The organism is Sulfuriflexus mobilis, from assembly GCF_003967195.1.
Taxonomy (GTDB): Bacteria; Pseudomonadota; Gammaproteobacteria; order AKS1; family AKS1; genus Sulfuriflexus; species Sulfuriflexus mobilis.
On the sequence record NZ_AP018725.1, the window covers coordinates 135,647 to 157,363 of the forward strand.

The following is a 21,717-nucleotide window of genomic DNA, read 5'->3' on the forward strand; positions in this document are numbered from 1 at the left end:
CGAAAAAATGTCTCTGGATTATATAATGGTTTATGTATCAGTGTCTTGCGCGATATTCAGTCGGCATTTTTTCGAGTATGCGATCCACGACCCAGCGGACGTTATGACCATCGGTGTCGAGGATAATATCGGCCGTTTCCCGGTAGAGCGGGTCGCGGAGCTCGAGGAGTTCGGTGATACGTTGGCGGGGGTTCTCGGTTTGCAGCAGGGGGCGGTTACGGTCGCGCCGGGTGCGTTTGAAGAGCTGCTCGACGCTGGCGGCCAGGTAGACCACGGTGCCACGCTGCTTCAGGTAGTCGCGGTTTTCAGCGGTGAGGATGGCGCCACCCCCTGTGGCCAGGACGATGCCCTCATACTGGCTGAGCTCATCAATTACTTGTTGTTCCCGTTTACGGAAACCGGCCTCGCCCTCGATATCGAAAATGGTTGGGATATTGACCCCGGTGCGTGCCTCGATCTCGCTGTCGCTGTCAAAAAATTCACAGTGTATGGCCTTGGCTAGTTGTCGGCCAACACTGGTCTTGCCTGCGCCCATCGGGCCGACGAGGAAAATGTTATTGCTCTTGCTCATAAAAAAATCGGGGCCTGTTACCAGACCCCGATTGTGACGTCAGAGAGAAAAGTTATCAATTCAGCTGTAAGGCATCCTTGATGATCTTCGGCGTGACGAAGATCAGCAGTTCACGCTTATCATCCGTTTGCGCCTTGTTACGGAAGAGAAAACCCACGTATGGAATGTCGCCAAAGAAAGGTACTCGTTCGCTACGCTCGGACTGGACGCGGCTATAGACACCGCCGAGGACGACGGTTTCACCATTATCAACCAGTACCTGGGTAGTGACTTCCTGGGTATTAATACTCGGTACCGAACCACCACCGACGGGGACGAGTGCGCCAAGCGTGTCTTCGGTGACGGTCAGGTCCATGATGATGCGGTCATCCGGTGTGATCTGTGGGGTGACCTTGAGGCTCAGCACGGCCTTTTTGAAGGAAACGGTGGCCGCACCACTCGATGAGGCCTCAAGGTAGGGGATCTCGGTACCCTGCTCGATATAGGCCTCTTTCTGGTTACCGGTCACGACACGGGGATTTGAAATGGTCTCACCACGACCCTCTTCCTGCAGGGCAGAGAGCTCCAGCTGCAGCAGGTTGCCAAAGGGTAGCTTGGCGATGGCCAGGGCAATCGAGGCCGCATTAACATTGTTTGCCGGCAGGTTTACGTTCAGGCCATCGGTATTGGTCAGGGTATCAAAGTTCAGCAAATCAGTTGTCCCGGTCAGGTTACCGGCAATGACCCTATTAGTACTCCCGGTGTTCGGGTTATTGTCTTCGCGGTTGGCAATACCAAAGCGAACCCCGAGGTCCTTACTGAAGTCGTCATCAGCCACGACTACACGTGACTCAATCAGGACCTGGCGAATCGGGATGTCGAGTTTTCCCACCAGGATACGGATTTCTGCTAATTTGTCAGCAGTATCCTGAACCAGCAGGGTATTGGTACGTTCGTCGATGCTGACATTGCCGCGCACTGATAACAGGCTGTTACTTTCTGCCTTGAGCAGTGCAGCTAAATCCGCAGCCTTGGCATAGTTGACCTGGATGTACTCGGAACGCAGCGGTGCGAGTTCCTCAATCTGTTTCTGGGATTCGAGTTCGAGTTTTTCGCGTGCGGCGATCTCTTCGGTTGGCGCGACCAGGATCACGGAACCGGTTTGGCGCTTGGACAGGCCCTTGGTCTTGAGGATGATGTCCAGTGCCTGGTCCCAGGGGACATTCTTCAGGCGCAGGGTCAGGTTACCCTGGACTGTGTCACTGGTGATCAGGTTCAGGCCGGTAAAATCGGCAATCAGTTGCAATACCGAACGGACCTCGATGTTCTGGAAGTTCAGGGAGAGTTTCTCACCGACGTAACCGAATTTTTTCTTCTTCAGCTCGGCCTGTTTATCCTTGCTGATTTGGCGCACGTCGATGGTCAGGACATTATCGGCCTGATAGGCGAGGTGTTCATACTCGGCAATACCTGGCTCGATGACCATGCGAACATTCTTGCCGTGTTTGAAGGTATCGATATTGGCGACAGGGGTGGCAAAGTCACCCACGTCCAGACGTTGTTCGAGTTGCTCGGGCAGTTGGGCATTGAGGAAATCGGCAATGATCTTGCCCCCCTCTTCGCGCAGGTCGACAATGGTCTTGGGGTCGGACATGGTCACGACGACGCGGCCCTCACCCTTGCTGCCACGGCGGAAGTCCACATTGCTGATATCATGCGAGCCGGTATCTGCGGCGACGGCAGCCGGTGTGGCGGAGGCGGTGCTGGTGCCACTGCTGTTACCACCGGTATCGAGGGTGATAAAAACATCATTACCGCGTTTTTCAACATTGTATGGAACGAGACGCACCAGGTTGAGTACGACGCGGGTACGACCACCCGCCTCTACGGCCGTGACGCTACGCGCCACACCGACACCGATGGCCTGGGTCTTTTTCGCCAGTTTGTTGTTCGTATCAGCGAAGGTAAGGGCGATGCGCGCAGGGTCATCGGTGGTGAAGCTGATGGGCTCTGCGGTTTCTCCAGAGAGGCTGAGTTTTATCTGCACCTTGTTGCCCGGCAATGTGGAATAACTGATGTTATCCAGTGTCGCCGCCGCATAGGCCGATGCCGGTAGCAGGAACAACCAGCTTAACGTGACCAGTGAAGTAAATAGCTTGCGCAGTGTTTTATATGTGCTTCCACTCATTGTGTTTTCCCTCATTCTTCGCTCAGGGCGATGGAGGATTCGCTTTCACGCCAACCCCCAAGTCCATTCGGAATGATTTCTACGAGTTCAATTTGCTCTTCAGAGATACGAACGATTTGACCATGATTCTGGCCCATGTAATTACCGGTGATGACACGATGGATGCCACCATCCGGGTCATTGATGACCTTGACGATGGCCCATAGCTGATCCTCGCGTTGCAGCGTGCCGACCATGCGCAAGGAGTCCAATGGATAGTTTTCCAGGGCCTCTTTGCGCCGATTCGGGTCCGGATGAATACCATCGCCTGTCGCTGTTTCGGTGGTCTCGTCAATAACCAGGGTAGGCGTAAACGGGTCACGTTTGCTGTCTGCCTTATACAGATAGGTTTCATAAGGCTTGATGTCGGGTAGCGGTTCGACAGAGCTAGATTGCTGTGCCTGCTTTTTTGTCGTGTCGACAAAATTTTGCAGGTCCTGGTGGTTGCTACCGCCACAGGCGCTGACAAGTCCGGCCATCGTAGTGATCAGCAGGGCATGTGTGAAATGTTTTGGCGTACTCATTTCGCGGCCCCCTTCGCTTCTTCCTCTTCATCAAGGTAACGATAAGTCTTTGCCGTTGCCTCCATGACCAGTTTGCTGCCAGCGGGCTTAATACTGAAGTCATGCAAGGTCACGATACGTGGCAGTGCAGCGATGCCGCTGACAAAATTACCAAACTCATGGTATTGGCCGGTCACGCGCAGCTTGATGGGCAACTCGGCATAGAACTCGAGCGGTATCTCGGCGGTTGGCTGGAACAATTCGAACTCGAGGCCGCTGGCGAGGCCGGTTTGTGAGATATCGACCAGCAATTCAGCCACCTCGGTCTTGCTTGGCAGTTGTTTGAGCATGGCACCGAATGACTGCTGCATATCAAGCATTTGTTGCTTATAGAGTTCGAGGCTGGCCGCCTTGCGGGCGTTGGTCATGAAGTCCTGTTTAAGCTGCTGTTCTTTTTGCTCAAGACGTTCAATCTCAGCCTGTTGGTCTTTGGTATCAAACCAGTAACCGGCAAACAGTATCAAAATACACAGGAAGGCAATGGCGATAGCCTTGGCCGGCAGTGGCCAATTGCCCATATCCTGAAAATCGAGTTCATTGAGGTCATTCAGGTTCATTGAACGCCCTCCCCGGTTGCCTGGTTACCCGGCGTGGTCTGCTGAACCTTGAGGATAAATTTGCTGATGCGTTGCCCTTTTTGATCTTTGGCCTCAATCACATTCAGGCGCGGGTCGGTCAGCCAGGCGGCACTGTCTACCTTGCGCATATAAGACGAGACGCGGGCATTGGACTGGGCAAAACCATCCAGGCTAATCGCAGAGCCCTTATTACTAATATTGGTCAGGTAAACACCATCCGGTAATGTGGTGACCAGTTCATCAAAGACGTGCACGACTTGTGGGCGGCTGCCCTGCAATTGCTGGATAATGTCCATGCGCGCCAGCAGCCGTGCCTTTGCCTTTTCGAGGTCCTTGATCTCCTTGATGCGCTTGTCCAGTATCTTGATTTCGTTCTCAAGGTAGCTATTACGCGATACTTGATTATCGATCACGGCACCCATACGGATATGCACCAGCATAATAATGGCCAACATGAGGACGGCGGCCAGACCAGCGACCATTTGAAATTGTTTTTGCCGTTCTTGGCGCAGTTCCTCGCGCCACGGCAGCAGGTTAATCCTTGCCATTAGTCAAAACTCCTTAAAGCCAGACCGCAGGAAATCATCAAAGCCGGTGCATCGTTACTCAGCGTCTGTGCCTTGACCCGGGGGGACAGTGACATATTCGCAAACGGGTTGGCGACAGTGGTATTCGTGCCAAGTTTGGCTTCAATCAATTCATCGACCCCGGCAATTGAGGCACTGCCACCAGCCAGGACAATGTGATCGACACTGTTATATTGGCTTGAAGAGAAGAAGAATTGCAGTGAGCGACTGACTTGTTGCGCCATGGCCTCCTTGAAGGGCTCGAGGACTTCCGGCACATAGTTATCCGGCAGTCCGCCCTGGCGCTTGGCCATACCGGCCTCTTCATAAGACAGGCCATAACGACGTTGAATTTCCTCGGTGAGTTGCTTGCCACCAAACACCTGCTCGCGGGTATAAATGATCTTGTTGTCATGCAGCACGCTGAGCGTGGTCATGGTCGCGCCGATATCAATAATGGCCACGGTCTTGCCGGCGCCACGTTCCGGCAACTGGCTGGCGAGCAAGCCGGCGGCATTTTCCATGGCATAGGCCTCGACATCGACAACCGCCGCCTTCAGGCCGCCGATCTCGCAAGCGGCGATACGTACATCGACGTTTTCACTGCGCGAGGCGGCAAGCAGGACGTCGACACGTTCATCGTCATTTTCGGACTTGCCCATGATCTCAAAGTCGATATTCACCTCTTCGAGCGGGTAGGGGATGTACTGGTCGGCCTCCAGCTCGATCTGGCTGGCCATATCCTCATCTGACAGCGAGGCGGGCATGGAGATAATCTTGGTGATGACGGCCGAGCCGGCCACGGCCACGGCGGCGTTTTTGGTCTTCGAGCCAGAGCGTTTCACGGCTCGCTTTATGGCCTCGCCAACGGCCTCGACATCACTAATGGTCTTTTCAACCACGGAATTTAAGGGCAGCGGCTCGACGGCGTAGCTCTCCACGCGGTAGCGACCACCCGACTGGCTCAACTCCAGCAACTTCACCGCCGTGGAGCTGATATCGAGCCCCAGTAACGGGGGCTGCTTTTTCTGGAACAGACTTGAGAACGCCACCTTGATTTTCCTTTTATCATCCGTGTGCTTAGCGGACTTATATGTTTAACTACATTAAATACCAGAGTCAACTATTTATCAATATTAAATTAGTCACTTTCTCTGGTATCGCAATGTTTTGGATTCCCTTTATAATCCATCCATCAGTTCAACACTTTGAAGCAAGTCACACACCGGGAATCAAGCGCTTACACGTATTTCATGAAATTTTTCCTTAAATTCCTTCGCCTTAGCCTTATCGGGCTGTTCAGCGCCTTTACACTCGGCGTGGTCGCGACTGCGGCGGCCTATTTATATCTGGCACCACAGCTACCTTCTATAGAGTCATTGAAGGATGTGCGCCTGCAGACCCCTCTGCGGGTCCACTCGAGGGACGGCGGCCTTATCGCCGAGTTTGGCGAAAAGAAACGGGCCCCCCTGAAATTCGAAGAGGCCCCTGACCTGATGCTTAAGGCCATCCTTGCCGCCGAGGATAACCGCTTTTATGAACACCCCGGCGTCGACTACCAGGGTATTTTGCGTGCCGTGGTGCATTTAATTAAGACCGGCCAGAAAGGTCAGGGGGGCAGTACCATCACCATGCAGGTGGCGCGTAACTTTTTCCTCTCCCGCGAGAAGACCTACCTGCGCAAAATCAGTGAGATATTCCTGGCCCTGAAGATAGAACGTGAACTGAGCAAGCAGGATATTCTCGAGTTATACCTGAACAAAATCTACCTGGGACATCGTTCCTATGGCGTGGCGGCTGCCGCCCAGGTATATTATGGTAAGAATATCAATGATTTATCAGTCCCTCAGGTGGCCATGATAGCCGGTCTGCCAAAGGCCCCCTCGCGCTACAATCCGATCACGAATATTCGCCGCGCCACCATCCGCCGCGATTATGTCCTTGGCCGCATGTTCGAGCTGGGTTTTATCGGCAAGCAGGACTATGAGCAGGCCGTGGCCAGTGTCGACAACGCCCGTCTGCACGGGCAGAGCGTGGAACTGGCCGCCCCCTACATGGCCGAGATGGTGCGGGCCGAAATGTATGAACGTTATGGCCAGGAGGCCTATACATCGGGCTACCGCGTCTACACCACCCTGGACACCCGCCTGCAGCGCTATGCCGACAACGCCGTGCATCGCAATCTGCTCGAATATGATCAGCGCCACGGCTATCGGGGTGTAGAGGGGCATATGACGTTTAGCCCCGAGTTATTGGCCGCCTTGCCGCCTATTGAGTCGCCAACGCTGAACAAACCAAAAGGTCTGGATTCCACGCCGGTAGTCATTAAGACCTTATCGGAAGCACTTATCGAGCCGCTACGGGCAGAGCTGAACCAGCGCCAGATCAGCGGCGACCTGCTACCTGCCGTGGTACTGCATCTGGAAGACCAGGCGGCCAGTGTTATACGCGAGAACGGCGAGGTGATCCGCATCGACTGGAACGGCCTGAAGTGGGCGCGCCGCTTTGAGGATGAAAACACCCGTGGCCCGGCACTGCGGTTTGCCGCAGACATCCTCCGCCAGGGGGACGTGATACGCATTCGCAAAGACGTACAGGGTAACTGGCAGTTGGCGCAGCTGCCGAATGTCAGCGGTGCACTGGTGACCCTGGACCCGGAGGACGGTGCCATCCAGGCCCTGATCGGCGGTTTTGATTATTACCTGAGCAAGTTTAATCTGGCGACCCAGGCGCGCCGCCAGCCGGGCTCCAATATCAAGCCGTTTATTTACTCAGCGGCACTGGAAAACGGCTTTACCGCCGCGAGCCTGATTAACGATGCGCCGGTCGTATTTGAAGACCAGGGGCTGGAAAATACCTGGCGACCTGAGAACTACAGCGGCAAGTTCTTTGGGCCGACACGCCTGCGCGTCGCCCTGACCAATTCACGTAATCTTGTCTCGATTCGTCTGTTACGCGCTATCGGAATTAAAACTGCCATCAGTTACCTGCAGCAGCTGGGTTTTGATACCGACCGGTTACCGAAGAACCTTTCACTGGCGCTTGGCAGTGCCTCCTTTACACCACTGGAAGTGGCAAGCGCCTACGCGATTCTTGCCAATGGCGGCTATCGGGTTGAACCGTATTTTATTGAGCGCATTGAAGACAGCGAGGGCAATATTATTTTTCAGCATGAGCCACTCCGGGTCTGCCGTGAATGTGAAAAGATACGTGCCGAGACAGAACCCAGGGCAGATACAGACAAGCCTGCCGGCACGCAACCGGACGGGCTTGGTGAAGAGAGCGGGGCAAAGCCAGCAGCTGTTGCGCCACGCGTCATGACAGCGCAGACCAATTACATCATGCGCACCATCCTGCGTGACGTGATCTTGCTGGGCACCGGGCGGCGTGCCCTGTCTATCGGTCGACGAGACCTGGCCGGCAAGACCGGCACCACCAATGATCAGAAAGATGCCTGGTTTTCGGGCTTCAGCAGCACCCTGGTCACTACGGCATGGGTGGGTTTTGATAAACACGAGCCATTGGGTAAACGCGAAACCGGTGCCAGTGCCGCACTGCCGATGTGGGTATACTTTATGGAGAACGCCATGAAGGGTGTCCCGGAAAAACAGGTCGAGATGCCAGCCGGTCTGGTCACTATCCGGGTTGACCCGGAGACCGGTCTACTCGCTGCACAGGGACAGGAAAACGCTATCTTTGAAACCTTCCGTAGCGATAATGTACCCAAGCAGACGGTTGAGGTAAACAAGGGGGCGGGTCCGGTTCATGAAACAGCCAGCCCGCCATCGGCAATACCGGAACAGCTGTTTTAATTTGTCATTGCTGGTATAACCTGAGCAAGAATAATCAAGAAGAGGGCCTTCAATATGGGCCGCCACTCACAACGGCGTGATGAAGAGATTCGCCAGCGCATCGCCCAGGATGCCGCACGGCTCATGGTCGAACACGGTATCAAGGATTTTCTTACCGCCAAGCAAAAGGCCGCCGATAGCTTAGGTATCACTGATCGGCAGGTCATGCCACGGAATACCGAGATCGAAGAGGCCATCCTCGAATACCAGCGCATCTTCAAATCCCATGCCCAGCCGCAACGCCTGCAGGCATTGAGGGAAACCGCCATAAAGGCTATGGGCCTGTTAAAAGACTTTCAGCCGCGCCTGGTAGGCTCGGTATGGCGCGGTACCGCCGGTGAGCACTCCGATGTCAACCTGCACGTATTTGCCGACTCCCCCGAAACAGTCAGTCACTTTTTGACCCGTCACAAGATTCCGCACGAGCAGCGCGAAAAACGTTTTCGCACCTCGAAAGATAATTATGAACTGTTTACCGCCTACAGCTTTATCGCCGGTGATGTGCCGGTAGATATTGTTGTCTTTCCGATAGACGGGCAACGGCAGGCACCCTTGTCACCGGTGGATGGCAAGCGCATGGAGAGGGCGAGTATTAGTGATGTGGAGGAGTTGCTTCATGAGGATGAAATTGGCTTTCTTTAAAAACTTAAAAGCCTTTAAAAAAACAAACCAAAAAAATAGCTACGCTATTTTCTTCTCAAATATCGACTACACCAATAATCCCGCTTCTCAGAATATTTAATCAACTTGGCCTTGTATTTCCCCCAGTCATCATTACCCCCGCGACCACGATAATTCTGATACCGGTATCTGGCCGTCTGGCACTTGCTGCGTAACTGGTCAAAACTCAGTTTTGGCGCGGTCTTCTTTTTACGTTTTGCCTTGTGTTTTTTCTTCTTGCGCGCCTTCGGTGGGGTGTAGTCAAACTGATGCCAGTCATAATCATTGGTTTGTTCAATAATGACCTCATCATGTGGACGGTCAGGCGCGCTATCGCTATAGACACTGCGACCCTGGGTATCGGTGGAATGATAGATGGGGCCGGCCTGGGCGCGGCCGGTCAGGCACAGCAATAGAATAATGATTGAGCGGACCATCCGTGGTCTCCCTCTGCATATTGATGGATTAACTATAGCTGTGCGGAAAAAAAACCATGCCAGTTATGGGCGATGATCTTTGTAGGAAATGGCGGACAGAGTGATCGGGGGTTACTTAGGGTAGTCGGCCGGGTAGGGCAGCCCGGCGACGCCGCTGTCGACGGCGGCACGCGCCACCGCGGCGGAGACAAAGTCTTTCAGGCGCGGGTCGAGCGGCTTGGGGATGATGTAATCAGGGCCAAACTGCATGGCCTTGCCACCATAGGCCTTGATGACCTCTGCCGGCACGGCCTCACGACTGAGTGCGGCCAGTGCGTTGACGGCCGCCACCTTCATCGGCGCATTGATCTCGCGGGCACGCACGTCGAGCGCGCCGCGGAAGATGAACGGGAAGCCGAGCACATTGTTGACCTGGTTGGGATAATCCGAGCGGCCGGTACCCATGATGAGGTCATCGCGCGCGGCCATGGCATCGGCCGGGCTGATTTCCGGGTCGGGGTTAGACAGGGCGAATACAACCGGTTTGCTGGCCATGCTCGTGATCATGGCCGGGGTAACGAGGTTCGGGCCGGAGACACCGATAAAGACATCGGCCCCGCGCATGGCCTCCTCGAGTGTGCGTTCCGAGTGGCCGCTGGCGAAGGCCTGCTTTTGTGCATTCAGGTCATCGCGGCCGGCGTGTACCACGCCCTTGCGGTCACACAGCAGGATGTTTTCCCTGGGCGTGCCCATGGCGACGAGCATGTGCATGGCGGCGATCCCGGCGGCACCGGCACCGAGGCAGACCACACGGGCCTCGGCGAAGGTCTTGCCCTGCAACGCGAGGGCATTTTTCAGGCCGGCGGTAATGATAATGGCCGTACCGTGCTGGTCATCGTGGAAGACCGGGATATCGAGCTTTTCTATCAGGCGTTTTTCGATATCGAAACAGTGCGGGGCGGCGATATCCTCAAGGTTGATGCCGCCAAAGCCGGAGGCGATACGCGCCACGGTGTCGACAAAGTCATCCGGGTTGTCGGCGTCGACCTCGATATCAAAACAGTCGATGTCGGCAAAGCGCTTGAACAACACCGCCTTGCCCTCCATGACCGGTTTGCCGGCCAGTGCGCCGATATTGCCGAGGCCGAGCACGGCCGTACCATCGGTGATCACGGCAACGAGGTTGCCCTTGCCGGTATAGAGGTAGGCATTCTCGGCATCGGCCTGGATCTCGCGACAGGGTGCGGCCACGCCCGGGGTATAGGCCAGTGACAGGTCCTCCTGCGTGGCACAGGCCTTGCTCACGGCGGTTGCGATTTTACCGGGCTTGGGCTCGGCGTGATAACGCAGGGCGGCGGTCTTTAAGTCTTCGGGCATGGGTCAGGGCCTTGAATGATGAGCGGCTATTTTACATGGCTCGGGTAAATGCACCAGGCAGGTTTATTTCACCACCTTCAATGGCGTGCCAGCGGCCGGTTCACCCGTTGGGTAGTAGTGGTTGAGCAGGCGCAACTGGTTCTCGGCATCATTGGCCAGGCGCGAATCCTTGCCAAGTTGGGCAAAACGGGTCGCGTCTTTGGCGGTAATGATATGTAACCGGTGAGCCCTGGCCAGTTCGTATTCTTCGCTGGTGAGGGTACGAAAACTCTTGGCGGTGTCGATAAACAGGCGGTCGAAGTGGAATGGATTTTGCTCGTCTTTCGCCACGCCACTGAAGACCCAGGCCTTGTCCTTGAGGAACACGACCACAACCCGTACCAGTCGCTCTCCGTAGCTTGTACGTGTACGGGCAAGGGCGGTATAACCCTCGAGGTCATGATGACGGAAGGCCTCACCCTGTTGCAGATTGTCGAGTTTCAGTCGGTCCTGCATGAACTGCTGTGGTGTCAGCCGACGGTTCAGGTCCAATGCGGTGACCTGCAGCAAGCCGGCATTCTTTGGGGCGATGGCGACTAGCTGCTCGGGCCGGTTGTCGATACGCCAGCCCTCGGGAAAGGTGAGGGTAACGTTTAGTTCGCGGTGATAAAAACGGTTTTTATGCAGAATGCCCTGTTCCTCGCTGTCACCGAAGACGAGACCTTCGAGATGACGCAGGAAGCTGACGAGGTTGATCTGCTTGGGACCGTTTTGTTTTTGCAATGCCCGGGCACCCCCGACGACTTGTTGTAGTCGCGTGTCGTTATCGGGGTGCGTGGCAAACACGCCGTGATACACACGTGGCTCACGGTCCTCGCGCTTGGCGAGTTCACGATCATAAACCTCCTGATTTTTTAATACACGAATGACCTCGAGCATGGCCAGCGGGTCGTAGCCACTACGTGCCAGGTATTCGGCACCGAGTCGATCCGATTCGAGTTCATGTTCGCGACCGTAACCGCGTACCAGGGCGGTACCGATGACATTAAACAGGTCACCGGCACCAGTGACCCCGGTCTGCGAGGCCAGCACCCCGGCGAGGATGCCGGTCGCGGTGGCGGCACTGTGCTGGCGGACGCCGTGGCGTGCGGTGACATGGCCGATCTCATGGCCGAGTACGGCGGCCAGTTCGGCCTCGTTGTTCAGGTAGGCGAGCAGGCCGCGGGTGATGTAGATATAACCGCCGGGCAGAGCAAAGGCATTGACCTCGGGACTGTCGAGGACGGTAAAGCGATAGATCAGGTTACTGCGATGGCTGACGGCCGCCAGGCGTTCACCAATCTGCTGCACATAATCCTGGAGTTTTTGTTCTTTATAGCGGCCATAACGCTTGATGATCACGGCGTGGTTCTCGCGGCCGATGGCGATCTCCTGGTCTTCGGAGAGCAGCACAAAATCAGACTCCCCGCTCACCGGGTTGACGGCACAGCCACTATTGAACAACAGGCTGCCAAGTAACAGCAGTGATGCAAGCACAGGTAAATTAGTTGGGTGTCTCATGGCTCTCATTATAGATAGTCATTCGTCATTCATCACTCATCAATTCTAATGAATAAGGGTGGCGCACCCGCATGCGTTGCTCGCCCTTGCGGGCATAAAGCCAGCCACGGGCAATAACGGTCTTGCCGGCAAACGCGCGCGGGTTTTGCGGCTCAAACCAGTGCAGGTCATTTTTATCGATACGTAGCGCCATCCCACCGGCGAGGTTCAGCCACAGGTTCTGCCGGCCCTCACCGATACGCACGACCTTGCCACGCACGATTTTAAACCCACGGGCATGGCGCGACAGAGCAGACGAGTCGGTGATGTTCGGCAGGCCCCATAGTCCAAGCCTGCTGCTGCGCGCCATTTTCTCTGCCTCGGCATAACAAGACAGGTCATGCACATTGGGTGGTATGGCGATCAGGCTGGCCAGCCCCTTGTTAAGCAGGTGGGTGCCGAGGCTTTCACCTTGCGGGGTATAGGCATGGGCCAGCAAGCGGCCGTAACGGTCGCGTCGTTGTTGCCCATAACGCAGGTCGATTTGGTATTCGTGCTGTTGAAGCAGTTTGAGCAATGCCTGGCGGGCTGCACGGGCCAGTGGTTCGGCAGGGCGCTCATCGCGCGCCATCTCGGGTGTGTTGATGCCGATCAGGCGGACCTTGTCACCGGACTGCAGGCGCACGGTGTCGCCATCGTAGACATGACTGACGTGTGCCCGGGCATCGATACGAGAAGGCGGGCAATGGATCTCAGCGGCGGCAAGGGTGCTGAGGCTGGTCAGCCACAGGCCGAAATAAAAAAGGCGTCCGTAGCGGGACGCCTTTTCTAAAAATGCTTGTGGCAGCATCGTCAGCGGGAATTGCGCGCTATTTAGCTGCTTTTGCGACGGCCATACTTTTGCTTGAACTTGTCCACGCGACCGGCGGTATCCAGCAATTTCTGCTTACCGGTGTAGAACGGGTGGCATTCTGAGCAGACTTCAACCGTCATGGCATCGCCACCGCGGGTGGAACGGGTGTCAAAGCTGTTGCCACAGCTGCAGGTGACCTTGACGGCCTCGTATGTAGGATGAATTTCCGGCTTCATATCTGTATACCTTAGGAATTCTACTGGCGCTTCTGGGCGCACGGTTAAGGGCGGGCATGATACGAAAAAGCTGGCGGCGGGGCAAGCACTATAAGACGGTTTCAGTCCGTTTTCCCCGGTTTGCATTGAAAAGGGAGGATTTTCGCCGCTGTCTGCGGGCTGGGTCCTGGTCGCCGGCTATCCATAGACTGCATGGTCTCGAGCATACCTTTTTCCCCGGCCAGGCGGTCCCACATCATACTGTAAATATCCAGGCAGGCTGCCATAGGGTTGCTGCTGCGCTGACGAATCATATCGATGCGCCACTGCAGGCAGCGCAGGCGTTTGCGCGAGTTACCTGGAATCGAGGCAAGAAATTCCTCGATTACCGCATCGCGGGCGGTCTCGAAGGCTTCCGGGTCCTTACTGGCCAAATCACACCAGTCATCAAACCCCATTTCGGTGAAAAGACTGCTATTCATCGTGCTGCCCGTTTCCGATTCACAATCATAATTACCGGATTTTCAGGGCATGTCAAAACACCCTGTTGGTACTGATAACAGTCAGTTACTTAGAAGGGTTTTCTAGAATAGTTTTGAGATTAAGATGCCCGTCAGGACGCTCATAGAACCCCAAAAACGGGTTCATCATGAGTACCTCAACCATCTCCGATGGTTCGAGGCAAAAAAACCCGGCCAAAGGCCGGGTTTTTGCGATGTTGCTCGTGAGAGAGTTTTTAACTGCGCTTCATCGAATCAAAGAATTCGGCATTGGTTTTGGTCGCCTTTAACTTATCGAGCAGGAATTCACTGGCAGCGGTGTCCTCCATTGGATGCAGTAGTTTGCGCAGGATCCACAGTTTCTGTAGTTCAGCCGCATCCGTGAGCAGTTCCTCGCGGCGCGTGCCGGAGCGGTTCAGGTTGATGGCCGGGTAAACGCGTTTCTCGGCAATGTTGCGGTCGAGGTGCAGTTCCATGTTACCCGTGCCCTTGAACTCTTCGTAGATCACATCGTCCATACGCGAGCCGGTCTCGACCAGCGCGGTGGCGAGGATGGTCAGTGAACCGCCTTCCTCGATGTTACGCGCGGCGCCGAAGAAACGCTTCGGCCGCTGCAGGGCGTTGGCATCGACACCACCGGTCAGTACCTTGCCGGATGAAGGCACGACGGTGTTGTAGGCACGGCCGAGACGGGTGATGGAGTCGAGCAGGATCACCACGTCTTTTTTATGTTCCACCAGGCGTTTGGCCTTCTCAATCACCATCTCGGCGACCTGTACGTGACGGCTGGCCGGTTCATCAAAGGTCGAGGAGACCACCTCACCGCGTACCGAGCGTGACATTTCAGTTACTTCTTCAGGGCGTTCGTCGATGAGCAGTACAATCAGGTGACAGTCCGGGCACTTGGCGGTGATCGACTGGGCAATATTCATGAGCATCATGGTCTTACCGGCCTTCGGCGGCGAGACGATCAGACCGCGTTGCCCCTTACCTATCGGCGAGACCATGTCGATGACGCGGGCGGTAATGTCTTCGCTGCTGCCGTTACCAATTTCCAGCGCCAGACGTTCGTTTGGGTGCAGCGGGGTCAGGTTTTCGAACAGGACCTTGTTCTTGGCATTTTCCGGCTTGTCGAAGTTGATGTCCTGCACCTTGAGCAGGGCGAAGTAGCGTTCACCGTCTTTCGGCGGACGAATCTTGCCGGAGATGGTGTCACCGGTACGCAGGTTAAAGCGTCGAATCTGACTCGGTGAGACGTAGATATCGTCCGGGCCGGCAAGGTAGGAACTGTCGGCGGAACGCAGGAAGCCAAAGCCATCCTGAAGGATTTCGAGGACACCATCACCATAGATATCTTCGCCGCTTTTTGCGTGAGCCTTGAGAATGGCAAAGATGATGTCTTGTTTACGCGAGCGGGCCATGCCTTCGACTTTCATTTCTTGTGCCATGGCAACAAGTTCGGCGGCGGATTTTTGCTTGAGTTCGGTCAGGTTCATGATGTTTTCAGATTGGTTTGAGGGAGGGTGGTTAGCGAGATTTGAACGATCCAGATACAGACCGGACACGCCAAGCCCTCGACGTGTTGGTTTAAGGGTTTTAAGGTTAGGTTAAATCAGTTCGTTATTAGGGTTGTCGGGGCAGGCCGGTAATGAGAAAAAGGCTCAGGCGAAATTTATAGGGTATTTCTACGCCATGCGTTTCCGACGCCTGTAACACTAGCACCAAATACCGGGCGCGTCCAGAAACACAGTGCGCGCCCGGGTTATTCAGATGTTGCTGTCAATAAAGGCTGTCAGTTGTGACTTGGATACAGCCCCCACCTTCGTCGCTTCGACGTTGCCGCCCTTGAAAATCATCAGGGTCGGAATACCACGGATACCATATTTAGGTGGCGTCCCAGGGTTTTCATCGATATTGAGTTTGGTAATGGTGATCTTGCCGGCATATTCCTCACAGATCTCATCGAGGATCGGCGCGATCATCTTGCATGGACCACACCAGTCTGCCCAGTAGTCTACGAGTACAGGGCCTTCGGCGTTAATGACGCTGGCCTCAAAGGTGTCGTCTGTAACATGAACGATACTGTCGCTCAAAACCTTGCCTCCAATTCTTATTTAAAGATATCTGTTTATGGTGTTCTGCCGGATGGGCAGTTATCGGGGTGTTGTTTATTCTCTGAATAAGATTTGAGCCTAATCAGTTCGGTATTGCAAGCCCCATGACGGCTTTAATTCTGCTATGCTCCTTTCCCCATGAGTGATACACACCTGACAGAAACACAGTTTTCTTCTTTCGAACTGCCCGCGGAACTCCTGCAAGGTCTTGATGATGCAGGCTTTTCATATTGTACGCCGATCCAGGAAAAGACCCTGCCGCTTGCTCTGGCCGGGCAGGATGTGGCCGGCCAGGCACAAACCGGTACCGGTAAAACCGCCGCATTTTTATTGGCGACCATGACGGTTTTGTTGCGCAAGCACGCCTCCGGCAAGCGCAAGCCAAACCAGCCGCGGGCACTGATCCTCGCGCCGACACGTGAACTCGCCATCCAGATCCACAAGGATGCCGAACAGCTTGGCAAGCATACCGGTCTGAAGCTGGCGCTGGCCTATGGCGGCACCGGTTACGAAACCCAGAAACAGACCATTGAAGAGGGTTGCGATATCCTTATCGGTACGCCGGGGCGCATCATCGATTATTTCAAGCAGCATGTCTTTAACCTGCAGGAAACGCAGGTGGTGGTGCTGGACGAGGCCGATCGTATGTTCGACCTCGGTTTTATCAAGGACATCCGTTACCTGTTGCGGCATACACCGAAGCCGGAAAAACGCCTGGGTCTGTTGTTCTCGGCAACCCTCTCTCATCGCGTCATGGAGCTGGCCTACGAGCACATGAACCGCCCGGAAAGCGTGGTGATCGAGGCCGAGACAATGACGGCGGATAAGGTGACACAGCTGGTTTATCACACCGCCAACGAGGAAAAGATCCCTTTATTGCTGGGGTTGATGAAGAGCATGGACCCGAGCCGTTCTATCGTCTTCACCAATACCAAGCGTGCCGCTGAGCGGGTCTGGGGTTTCCTTGAGGGTAATGGCATCGGTGCAGGTATCCTCTCCGGCGATGTGCCGCAGACAAAGCGTCAGAGCCTGTTAAATGATTTTACCGAGGGTAGATTGCCCGTGCTGGTGGCGACCGATGTCGCGGCGCGCGGCCTGCATATCCCGGGTGTCAGCCATGTCTTCAATTTCGATCTGCCGGATCAATGCGAGGACTATGTGCACCGTATTGGCCGAACTGCGCGTGCCGGCGAGTCCGGTGACGCCATCAGTTTTGCCTGCGAGACCTATGCCTTTAACCTCATGGATATCGAGGAGTATCTCGGGCATAAACTGCCGGTAGGCTATGTCGATGCCAGTCTCCTGGTTGAGCCGAAACCGATGGTAAGGCTCGAGCGCAAACCCCTGCCGAATCGTCATGGCAAGCCCGGTGCAGGCGGAAAGCCGCACCGTAGTCGTGGCGGGCCGCGCAGGTCGGGCCAGCGAAGCTCGTGACCGCGGTGCAAAACCGCAACGAATAGCGTTTTACCCCCCTCATAAAGCTGCTATTATCAAACACATACAAAGGAAATCGGGAATGATTCCCGATTTTTTTGACACAAAATCACTATCTTTGCTGACGGATTATGGCCGAAGGATTACGGAAAATAGCCAGTCGCCTCGGGGGGCGCCAGCTGGCATGGGCAGTGAACCTGCTGCTGCTGCTATTGCTGGCGCAGACCATCATGGGGGCGCTCGGGCAACGCAAGGCCTCGACCGTGGTACACAACCCGGTCCAGCCAGCGCGCCCGGCAGCGCCACAACACGGACCCTCGGCGCAACAGTTGGCACAACAGATCGCCAATTGGCATTTGTTCGGCAATGCCGGACTCGTGGCCGTGAGCAAGGGCCCGACCGTCGCACCCGAGACCAAGTTGAACCTGTTACTGCGTGGCGTGATCGCCTCGCCCGAGCAGGTCAACGCCGTCGCGATAGTCGCCGATGGCAATAAGGCCGAGGACAAGGCCTATGGCATTGGCGACAGTTTGCCAGGTGGTGCAGAAGTAAAAGAAATATACAGTGACAGGGTTATTATCGAGTACCGTGGTCGAGCCGAGACCCTGACCCTGCGCAGAAAATTACTCAGTAATGAAGAGTTCACAATAAAAAACTGAATGGATGGTCGCACAGGCTGTCACGGGAGACTCTACAAGGTTTTGTCTTATCGCCGGGTTCACGGGGGGTAGGGCTGTCGCCAAAAAAGGTTGCTGGCGGTTAACTAACGGCAGGATGCGAATGATAAAAACAAACAACAAGGTTTTCACGGTACTGGTGAACGGCTGTCTGTCGCTATGCGTGATGCTGGCGGTGTCGGTGACCGCCATACAGGCGGAACCGCTGGTCGATAAGGAAACCGCGGTCCTGAATATGGAAAACACCGATATCAAGACGCTGATATCGACGGTGGCTGACAAGACCGGTAAGAACTTTATTATTGACCCGCGCGTGAAGGGCAAGGTTACGGTGATCTCGCATAAACCGGTATCGCGTGACGAACTGTACCAGATATTTTTATCCATTCTTGAGGTACATGGTTTTGCCGCAGTGCCTGGCGACAAGGCGATCAAGATTGTCCCGGATGCGACGGCCAAGCAGACTGGGATCCCGACGGCCACGGCAAAATCGCCGGGCCAGGGTGATGAGCTGGTGACACGCGTGGTTAGCATTGATTATGTTAATGCCACGCAACTGGTGCCGATCCTGCGCCCCCTGATCCCGCAACAGGGACACATGGCGGCCTTTCCCTCATCGAATGTGCTGATCGTCTCTGATCGTGCAGAAAATATTTCGCGCATCATGAAACTGATTCGTCGCATTGATCGCCCGGGAAATGAAGACGTCGAGGTGATCTCGCTACAGCATGCCTCAGCCACTGAAATGGTGCGCATCCTTACCGCCCTCAACAAACAGAATGCGACCAAGGGCGGCCCAGAAGAGCCGGTGCTGGTGGCCGATGAGCGCACGAACAGTGTCCTGCTCAGTGGCGACAAGGCAAACCGTTTGCGCCTGCGTGCCCTGATCACCCACCTGGATACGCCGAATGATGCCGGTGGTGATACGCAGGTGATCTATCTCAAGTATGCCGACGCCAAATCACTGGTACCGGTATTGACCAGTGTCAGCGATAGCATCGGTGGCGGCAAGGCGAAGGCGGCAACGGCCTCAGCAACATCATCACCGGTCAATATCCAGGCCGATGAGAATACCAATGCCCTGGTCATCACCGCGCCACCGGACCAGATGCGCTCCCTGCAGGCGGTGATCCGCCAACTGGATATCCGTCGTGCACAGGTTCTGGTTGAGGCCGTGATCGCCGAGATATCCACGACCAAGAGTTCCGAGCTGGGTGTGCAATGGCTGGCGAATGATTTTATTCTGGGCGGCGATAATCCGGGCGCAGTGTCACAGTTCCCGGGCAGCGGAGTCGGTATCGTCGACCTGGCCACCGACCCCACTACTGCAGTGGGTAATGGTCTGACGCTGGGCATCGGCGATCTTGTCGGTACCAGCCGTTTCGGGGTACTGGTGCGCGCGATTGCCTCAGATGACGATACGAATGTGCTCTCCACGCCAAGCCTGGTGATGCTGGATAACGAAGAGGCCGAGATCGTCGTGGGTCAGAATGTACCGTTTGTGACCGGCACTCAACAGACCACGGGTGGCCTGGCCAATCCCTTCCAGACCATTGAACGTCAAGACGTTGGTCTGACCCTGAAGGTCAAACCGCAGATCAATGAGGGTGATGCGATTAAACTCGAGATCACCCAGGAAACATCGAGTGTTGTCACAAACAATACTACGGGTTCCTCTGATATTATCACCAACAAGCGCTCCATCAAGACCACCGTACTGGCCGATGATGGTGATATCGTCGTGCTCGGTGGTCTGATTACCGATGACCTGGCGGAAGGGGTCTCGAAGGTACCCTTGCTTGGTGATATCCCTATCGTCGGCAATCTGTTTCGTAGCAGGACCGCGACCAAGGTCAAGCGCAATCTGATGGTCTTCCTGCACCCGGTGATCATGCGCGATGCCAAGGCCAATGCAGCCTTTACCAGTCGTAAATATAATTACATTCGAACTCAGCAAATACAGGCGAGGCAGGATGGTGTGCATCTGTTACCCGATGACGTCGCCCCGGTGCTACCGTCTTTGGATGAGTTCCTGATATTACCACCGGCATTTGAGCCAACCACACCGGTACAGCAAGGCGATGTTAACTGAAGCACTAAATGACGAGGCTGACACGGTGGATGAAATTCCCGTCACGCTGCCATCATTACCGTTTGGGTTTGCCAAGCGGCACGGTGTTTTGTTGACTGCACAAAACGTCCAGCAGTTGACCCTGACATGTCGTAACAGTGTTACGGCCACGACGCTGGCAGAGGTACGTCGTCATTTCGGTATCGCACTGAAACTCGACTTCATTAGCGATGAAGCATTCGAAGCCTTGTTACAACGTGAATATGAGCAGGGTTCGAGTGGTGCCATGAATATTATGGACGACATCGAGGGCAATGACCTGCTAAGTATTGCCCAGGACCTCCCCGAACCCGATGACCTGATGGAAGATGAAGACGATGCGCCGATCATTCGTCTCATCAATGCCCTGCTAACCGAGGCAATAAAAGAGAATGCCTCGGATATTCATATTGAACCGTTTGAGAATCGCCTCGTCGTGCGCATGCGTGTCGACGGTGTGTTGCGCGAGATACTCGAACCGAAACGGGCACTGGCACCGTTACTCGTTTCGCGTATCAAGGTGATGGCAAAACTTGATATTGCCGAGAAACGTCTGCCACAGGATGGCCGTATCTCGCTGCGGATTGCCGGACGCGCTGTCGATGTGCGTGTCTCGACGCTACCGGCTGGTGGCGGTGAGCGAGTGGTCATGCGCCTGCTCGACAAACAGGCCGGACGACTCAATCTTGAACACCTGGGGATGCCACCGCAAACGCTGAAACTGATCAATGATGTCATCCATCGCCCGCATGGCATTGTCCTGGTTACCGGCCCGACCGGTTCCGGTAAGACTACCTCGCTATATGCCATGTTGGCGTGTTTGAATGGCAAGCAAAGTAACATCATGACCGTCGAAGACCCAATCGAGTATTACATCGATGGCATTAGCCAGATGCATGTAAACACGAAAGTGGATCTGACTTTTGCCCGCGGTCTGCGTGCCATCCTGCGCCAGGACCCGGATATCGTCATGGTCGGTGAGATCCGTGATCTGGAAACAGCCCAGATCGCCGTGCAGGCCAGTCTCACCGGACACATGGTGTTATCGACCCTGCATACGAATACAGCTGTCGGTGCCGTGACACGTCTGCGTGATATGGGTGTCGAGCCTTTCCTGATGTCATCAAGTCTGAATGCCGTACTGGCACAGCGGCTGGTGCGTGTCCTGTGTCCGGACTGTAAACGCCCGTATGTGGCGCAGCCCAGTGATTGTGCGGCACTCGGTATTGAGGCGGATAAGGCGCCGACACTGTATGAAGCGGTCGGTTGTCCAAATTGTAATAACATTGGTTACCGTGGCCGTATTGGTTTGTACGAGCTTGTCATCATAGATGAAACCCTGCGCGGCATGATCCATGACGGTGCCAGTGAGCAGGAAATGGAACAACAGGCACGGAAGAGTACCCAGGGTATCCGCGAGGAGGGACGTCGCCTGGTGTTAAGTGGTACCACGTCATTGGAAGACGTATTGCGGGTCACTCACGATGACTGAGCAAGCGAGCCTGGAT

The 21,717-nt window shown here is 55.2% G+C and carries 20 protein-coding genes; 6 read left to right on the forward strand and 14 right to left on the reverse strand.

The window, feature by feature from the left end; all coding sequences use genetic code 11:
* Positions 1-37 precede the first annotated feature (37 nt).
* Genes aroK through EL386_RS00650 form a run of 6 tightly spaced genes read right to left on the reverse strand, consistent with a single transcriptional unit; the run spans position 38 to position 5,536 of the window.
* Positions 38-571 carry a shikimate kinase AroK gene (aroK, locus tag EL386_RS00625; protein ID WP_126452263.1) on the reverse strand — a complete coding sequence of 178 codons (534 nt, stop codon included), beginning with the start codon at positions 569-571 and terminating at the stop codon, positions 38-40.
* Positions 572-626: 55 nt separating this feature from the next.
* Positions 627-2,738 (reverse strand): type IV pilus secretin PilQ, encoded by a 2,112-nt coding sequence (locus EL386_RS00630; RefSeq protein ID WP_232020221.1) that lies wholly within the window; start codon positions 2,736-2,738, stop codon positions 627-629.
* An 11-nt stretch (positions 2,739-2,749) separates the two neighbouring features.
* Positions 2,750-3,301, reverse strand: coding sequence for a pilus assembly protein PilP (locus EL386_RS00635; protein WP_126452267.1), 552 nt, complete (start codon positions 3,299-3,301; stop codon positions 2,750-2,752).
* Positions 3,298-3,897, reverse strand: a complete 600-nt coding sequence (locus EL386_RS00640) for a type IV pilus inner membrane component PilO (RefSeq protein WP_126452269.1) — start codon at positions 3,895-3,897, stop codon at positions 3,298-3,300. Before EL386_RS00640 ends, EL386_RS00635 begins: the two co-directional genes overlap by 4 nt.
* Entirely contained in the window at positions 3,894-4,466 is a 573-nt protein-coding gene (locus EL386_RS00645; protein ID WP_126452271.1) for a PilN domain-containing protein, read from the reverse strand. The genes EL386_RS00640 and EL386_RS00645 overlap by 4 nt, the downstream gene beginning before the upstream one ends.
* Positions 4,466-5,536: a pilus assembly protein PilM gene (locus EL386_RS00650; protein ID WP_126452273.1), complete on the reverse strand. Its 1,071-nt coding sequence runs from the start codon at positions 5,534-5,536 to the stop codon at positions 4,466-4,468. The genes EL386_RS00645 and EL386_RS00650 overlap by 1 nt, the downstream gene beginning before the upstream one ends.
* A gap of 201 nt (positions 5,537-5,737) precedes the next feature.
* Here EL386_RS00650 and EL386_RS00655 point away from each other — a divergent pair, with 201 nt between their 5' ends.
* Together EL386_RS00655 and EL386_RS00660 are read left to right on the forward strand one after the other, a co-directional pair.
* Entirely contained in the window at positions 5,738-8,296 is a 2,559-nt protein-coding gene (locus tag EL386_RS00655) for a penicillin-binding protein 1A (RefSeq protein ID WP_126452275.1), read from the forward strand.
* 54 nt (positions 8,297-8,350) lie between these two features.
* Positions 8,351-8,977, forward strand: a complete 627-nt coding sequence (locus EL386_RS00660) for a hypothetical protein (protein ID WP_126452277.1) — start codon at positions 8,351-8,353, stop codon at positions 8,975-8,977.
* Positions 8,978-9,021: 44 nt separating this feature from the next.
* Here EL386_RS00660 and EL386_RS00665 read toward each other — a convergent pair whose 3' ends face one another.
* The 8 genes from EL386_RS00665 to trxA all read right to left on the reverse strand — a co-directional run bounded on the left by EL386_RS00665 (position 9,022) and on the right by trxA (position 15,967).
* Positions 9,022-9,432 (reverse strand): DUF4124 domain-containing protein, encoded by a 411-nt coding sequence (locus tag EL386_RS00665; protein WP_126452279.1) that lies wholly within the window; start codon positions 9,430-9,432, stop codon positions 9,022-9,024.
* Between the two features lie 111 nt (positions 9,433-9,543).
* Positions 9,544-10,788: a malic enzyme-like NAD(P)-binding protein gene (locus tag EL386_RS00670; RefSeq protein ID WP_126452283.1), complete on the reverse strand. Its 1,245-nt coding sequence runs from the start codon at positions 10,786-10,788 to the stop codon at positions 9,544-9,546.
* Between the two features lie 63 nt (positions 10,789-10,851).
* Positions 10,852-12,327 (reverse strand): M48 family metalloprotease, encoded by a 1,476-nt coding sequence (locus EL386_RS00675; RefSeq protein ID WP_126452285.1) that lies wholly within the window; start codon positions 12,325-12,327, stop codon positions 10,852-10,854.
* A gap of 25 nt (positions 12,328-12,352) precedes the next feature.
* Entirely contained in the window at positions 12,353-13,156 is an 804-nt protein-coding gene (locus EL386_RS00680; protein ID WP_126452287.1) for a thermonuclease family protein, read from the reverse strand.
* Positions 13,157-13,179: 23 nt separating this feature from the next.
* Positions 13,180-13,395, reverse strand: coding sequence for a 50S ribosomal protein L31 (gene rpmE / locus EL386_RS00685; RefSeq protein WP_126452289.1), 216 nt, complete (start codon positions 13,393-13,395; stop codon positions 13,180-13,182).
* A 101-nt stretch (positions 13,396-13,496) separates the two neighbouring features.
* Complete coding sequence (locus EL386_RS00690) at positions 13,497-13,856, reverse strand: DUF3135 domain-containing protein (RefSeq protein ID WP_126452291.1); 360 nt, start codon at positions 13,854-13,856, stop codon at positions 13,497-13,499.
* Positions 13,857-14,110: 254 nt separating this feature from the next.
* Positions 14,111-15,370: a transcription termination factor Rho gene (rho, locus tag EL386_RS00695; protein WP_126452293.1), complete on the reverse strand. Its 1,260-nt coding sequence runs from the start codon at positions 15,368-15,370 to the stop codon at positions 14,111-14,113.
* Positions 15,371-15,640: 270 nt separating this feature from the next.
* Complete coding sequence (trxA, locus tag EL386_RS00700; protein WP_126452295.1) at positions 15,641-15,967, reverse strand: thioredoxin TrxA; 327 nt, start codon at positions 15,965-15,967, stop codon at positions 15,641-15,643.
* 159 nt (positions 15,968-16,126) lie between these two features.
* Between trxA and rhlB the strand changes: the two genes are divergently transcribed.
* The 4 genes from rhlB to gspE all read left to right on the forward strand — a co-directional run bounded on the left by rhlB (position 16,127) and on the right by gspE (position 21,701).
* On the forward strand, positions 16,127-17,422 hold the full coding sequence (gene rhlB, locus EL386_RS00705) for an ATP-dependent RNA helicase RhlB (RefSeq protein WP_126452297.1): 1,296 nt from the start codon (positions 16,127-16,129) through the stop codon (positions 17,420-17,422).
* Between the two features lie 131 nt (positions 17,423-17,553).
* Positions 17,554-18,081 (forward strand): type II secretion system protein N, encoded by a 528-nt coding sequence (locus EL386_RS00710; protein ID WP_126452299.1) that lies wholly within the window; start codon positions 17,554-17,556, stop codon positions 18,079-18,081.
* Between the two features lie 121 nt (positions 18,082-18,202).
* Entirely contained in the window at positions 18,203-20,191 is a 1,989-nt protein-coding gene (gene gspD / locus EL386_RS00715) for a type II secretion system secretin GspD (RefSeq protein ID WP_172597566.1), read from the forward strand.
* Positions 20,181-21,701: a type II secretion system ATPase GspE gene (gene gspE / locus EL386_RS00720; protein WP_126452301.1), complete on the forward strand. Its 1,521-nt coding sequence runs from the start codon at positions 20,181-20,183 to the stop codon at positions 21,699-21,701. The genes gspD and gspE overlap by 11 nt, the downstream gene beginning before the upstream one ends.
* Positions 21,702-21,717 lie beyond the last annotated feature (16 nt).

What these genes read in the sequence shown, in the direction of transcription:
- EL386_RS00640 (WP_126452269.1), bottom strand. Translation starts at nt 3,897, where the DNA reads ATGAACCTGAATGACCTCAATGAACTCGATTTTCAGGATATGGGCAAT.
- EL386_RS00690 (WP_126452291.1), bottom strand. Translation starts at nt 13,856, where the DNA reads ATGAATAGCAGTCTTTTCACCGAAATGGGGTTTGATGACTGGTGTGAT.
- EL386_RS00710 (WP_126452299.1), top strand. Translation starts at nt 17,554, where the DNA reads ATGGCCGAAGGATTACGGAAAATAGCCAGTCGCCTCGGGGGGCGCCAG.
- EL386_RS00670 (WP_126452283.1), bottom strand. Translation starts at nt 10,788, where the DNA reads ATGCCCGAAGACTTAAAGACCGCCGCCCTGCGTTATCACGCCGAGCCC.
- rho (WP_126452293.1), bottom strand. Translation starts at nt 15,370, where the DNA reads ATGAACCTGACCGAACTCAAGCAAAAATCCGCCGCCGAACTTGTTGCC.
- EL386_RS00680 (WP_126452287.1), bottom strand. Translation starts at nt 13,156, where the DNA reads ATGCTGCCACAAGCATTTTTAGAAAAGGCGTCCCGCTACGGACGCCTT.
- EL386_RS00655 (WP_126452275.1), top strand. Translation starts at nt 5,738, where the DNA reads ATGAAATTTTTCCTTAAATTCCTTCGCCTTAGCCTTATCGGGCTGTTC.
- EL386_RS00660 (WP_126452277.1), top strand. Translation starts at nt 8,351, where the DNA reads ATGGGCCGCCACTCACAACGGCGTGATGAAGAGATTCGCCAGCGCATC.
- EL386_RS00645 (WP_126452271.1), bottom strand. Translation starts at nt 4,466, where the DNA reads ATGGCAAGGATTAACCTGCTGCCGTGGCGCGAGGAACTGCGCCAAGAA.
- rpmE (WP_126452289.1), bottom strand. Translation starts at nt 13,395, where the DNA reads ATGAAGCCGGAAATTCATCCTACATACGAGGCCGTCAAGGTCACCTGC.
- gspE (WP_126452301.1), top strand. Translation starts at nt 20,181, where the DNA reads ATGTTAACTGAAGCACTAAATGACGAGGCTGACACGGTGGATGAAATT.
- EL386_RS00635 (WP_126452267.1), bottom strand. Translation starts at nt 3,301, where the DNA reads ATGAGTACGCCAAAACATTTCACACATGCCCTGCTGATCACTACGATG.
- EL386_RS00630 (WP_232020221.1), bottom strand. Translation starts at nt 2,738, where the DNA reads ATGAGTGGAAGCACATATAAAACACTGCGCAAGCTATTTACTTCACTG.
- EL386_RS00665 (WP_126452279.1), bottom strand. Translation starts at nt 9,432, where the DNA reads ATGGTCCGCTCAATCATTATTCTATTGCTGTGCCTGACCGGCCGCGCC.
- EL386_RS00675 (WP_126452285.1), bottom strand. Translation starts at nt 12,327, where the DNA reads ATGAGACACCCAACTAATTTACCTGTGCTTGCATCACTGCTGTTACTT.
- gspD (WP_172597566.1), top strand. Translation starts at nt 18,203, where the DNA reads ATGATAAAAACAAACAACAAGGTTTTCACGGTACTGGTGAACGGCTGT.
- rhlB (WP_126452297.1), top strand. Translation starts at nt 16,127, where the DNA reads ATGAGTGATACACACCTGACAGAAACACAGTTTTCTTCTTTCGAACTG.
- aroK (WP_126452263.1), bottom strand. Translation starts at nt 571, where the DNA reads ATGAGCAAGAGCAATAACATTTTCCTCGTCGGCCCGATGGGCGCAGGC.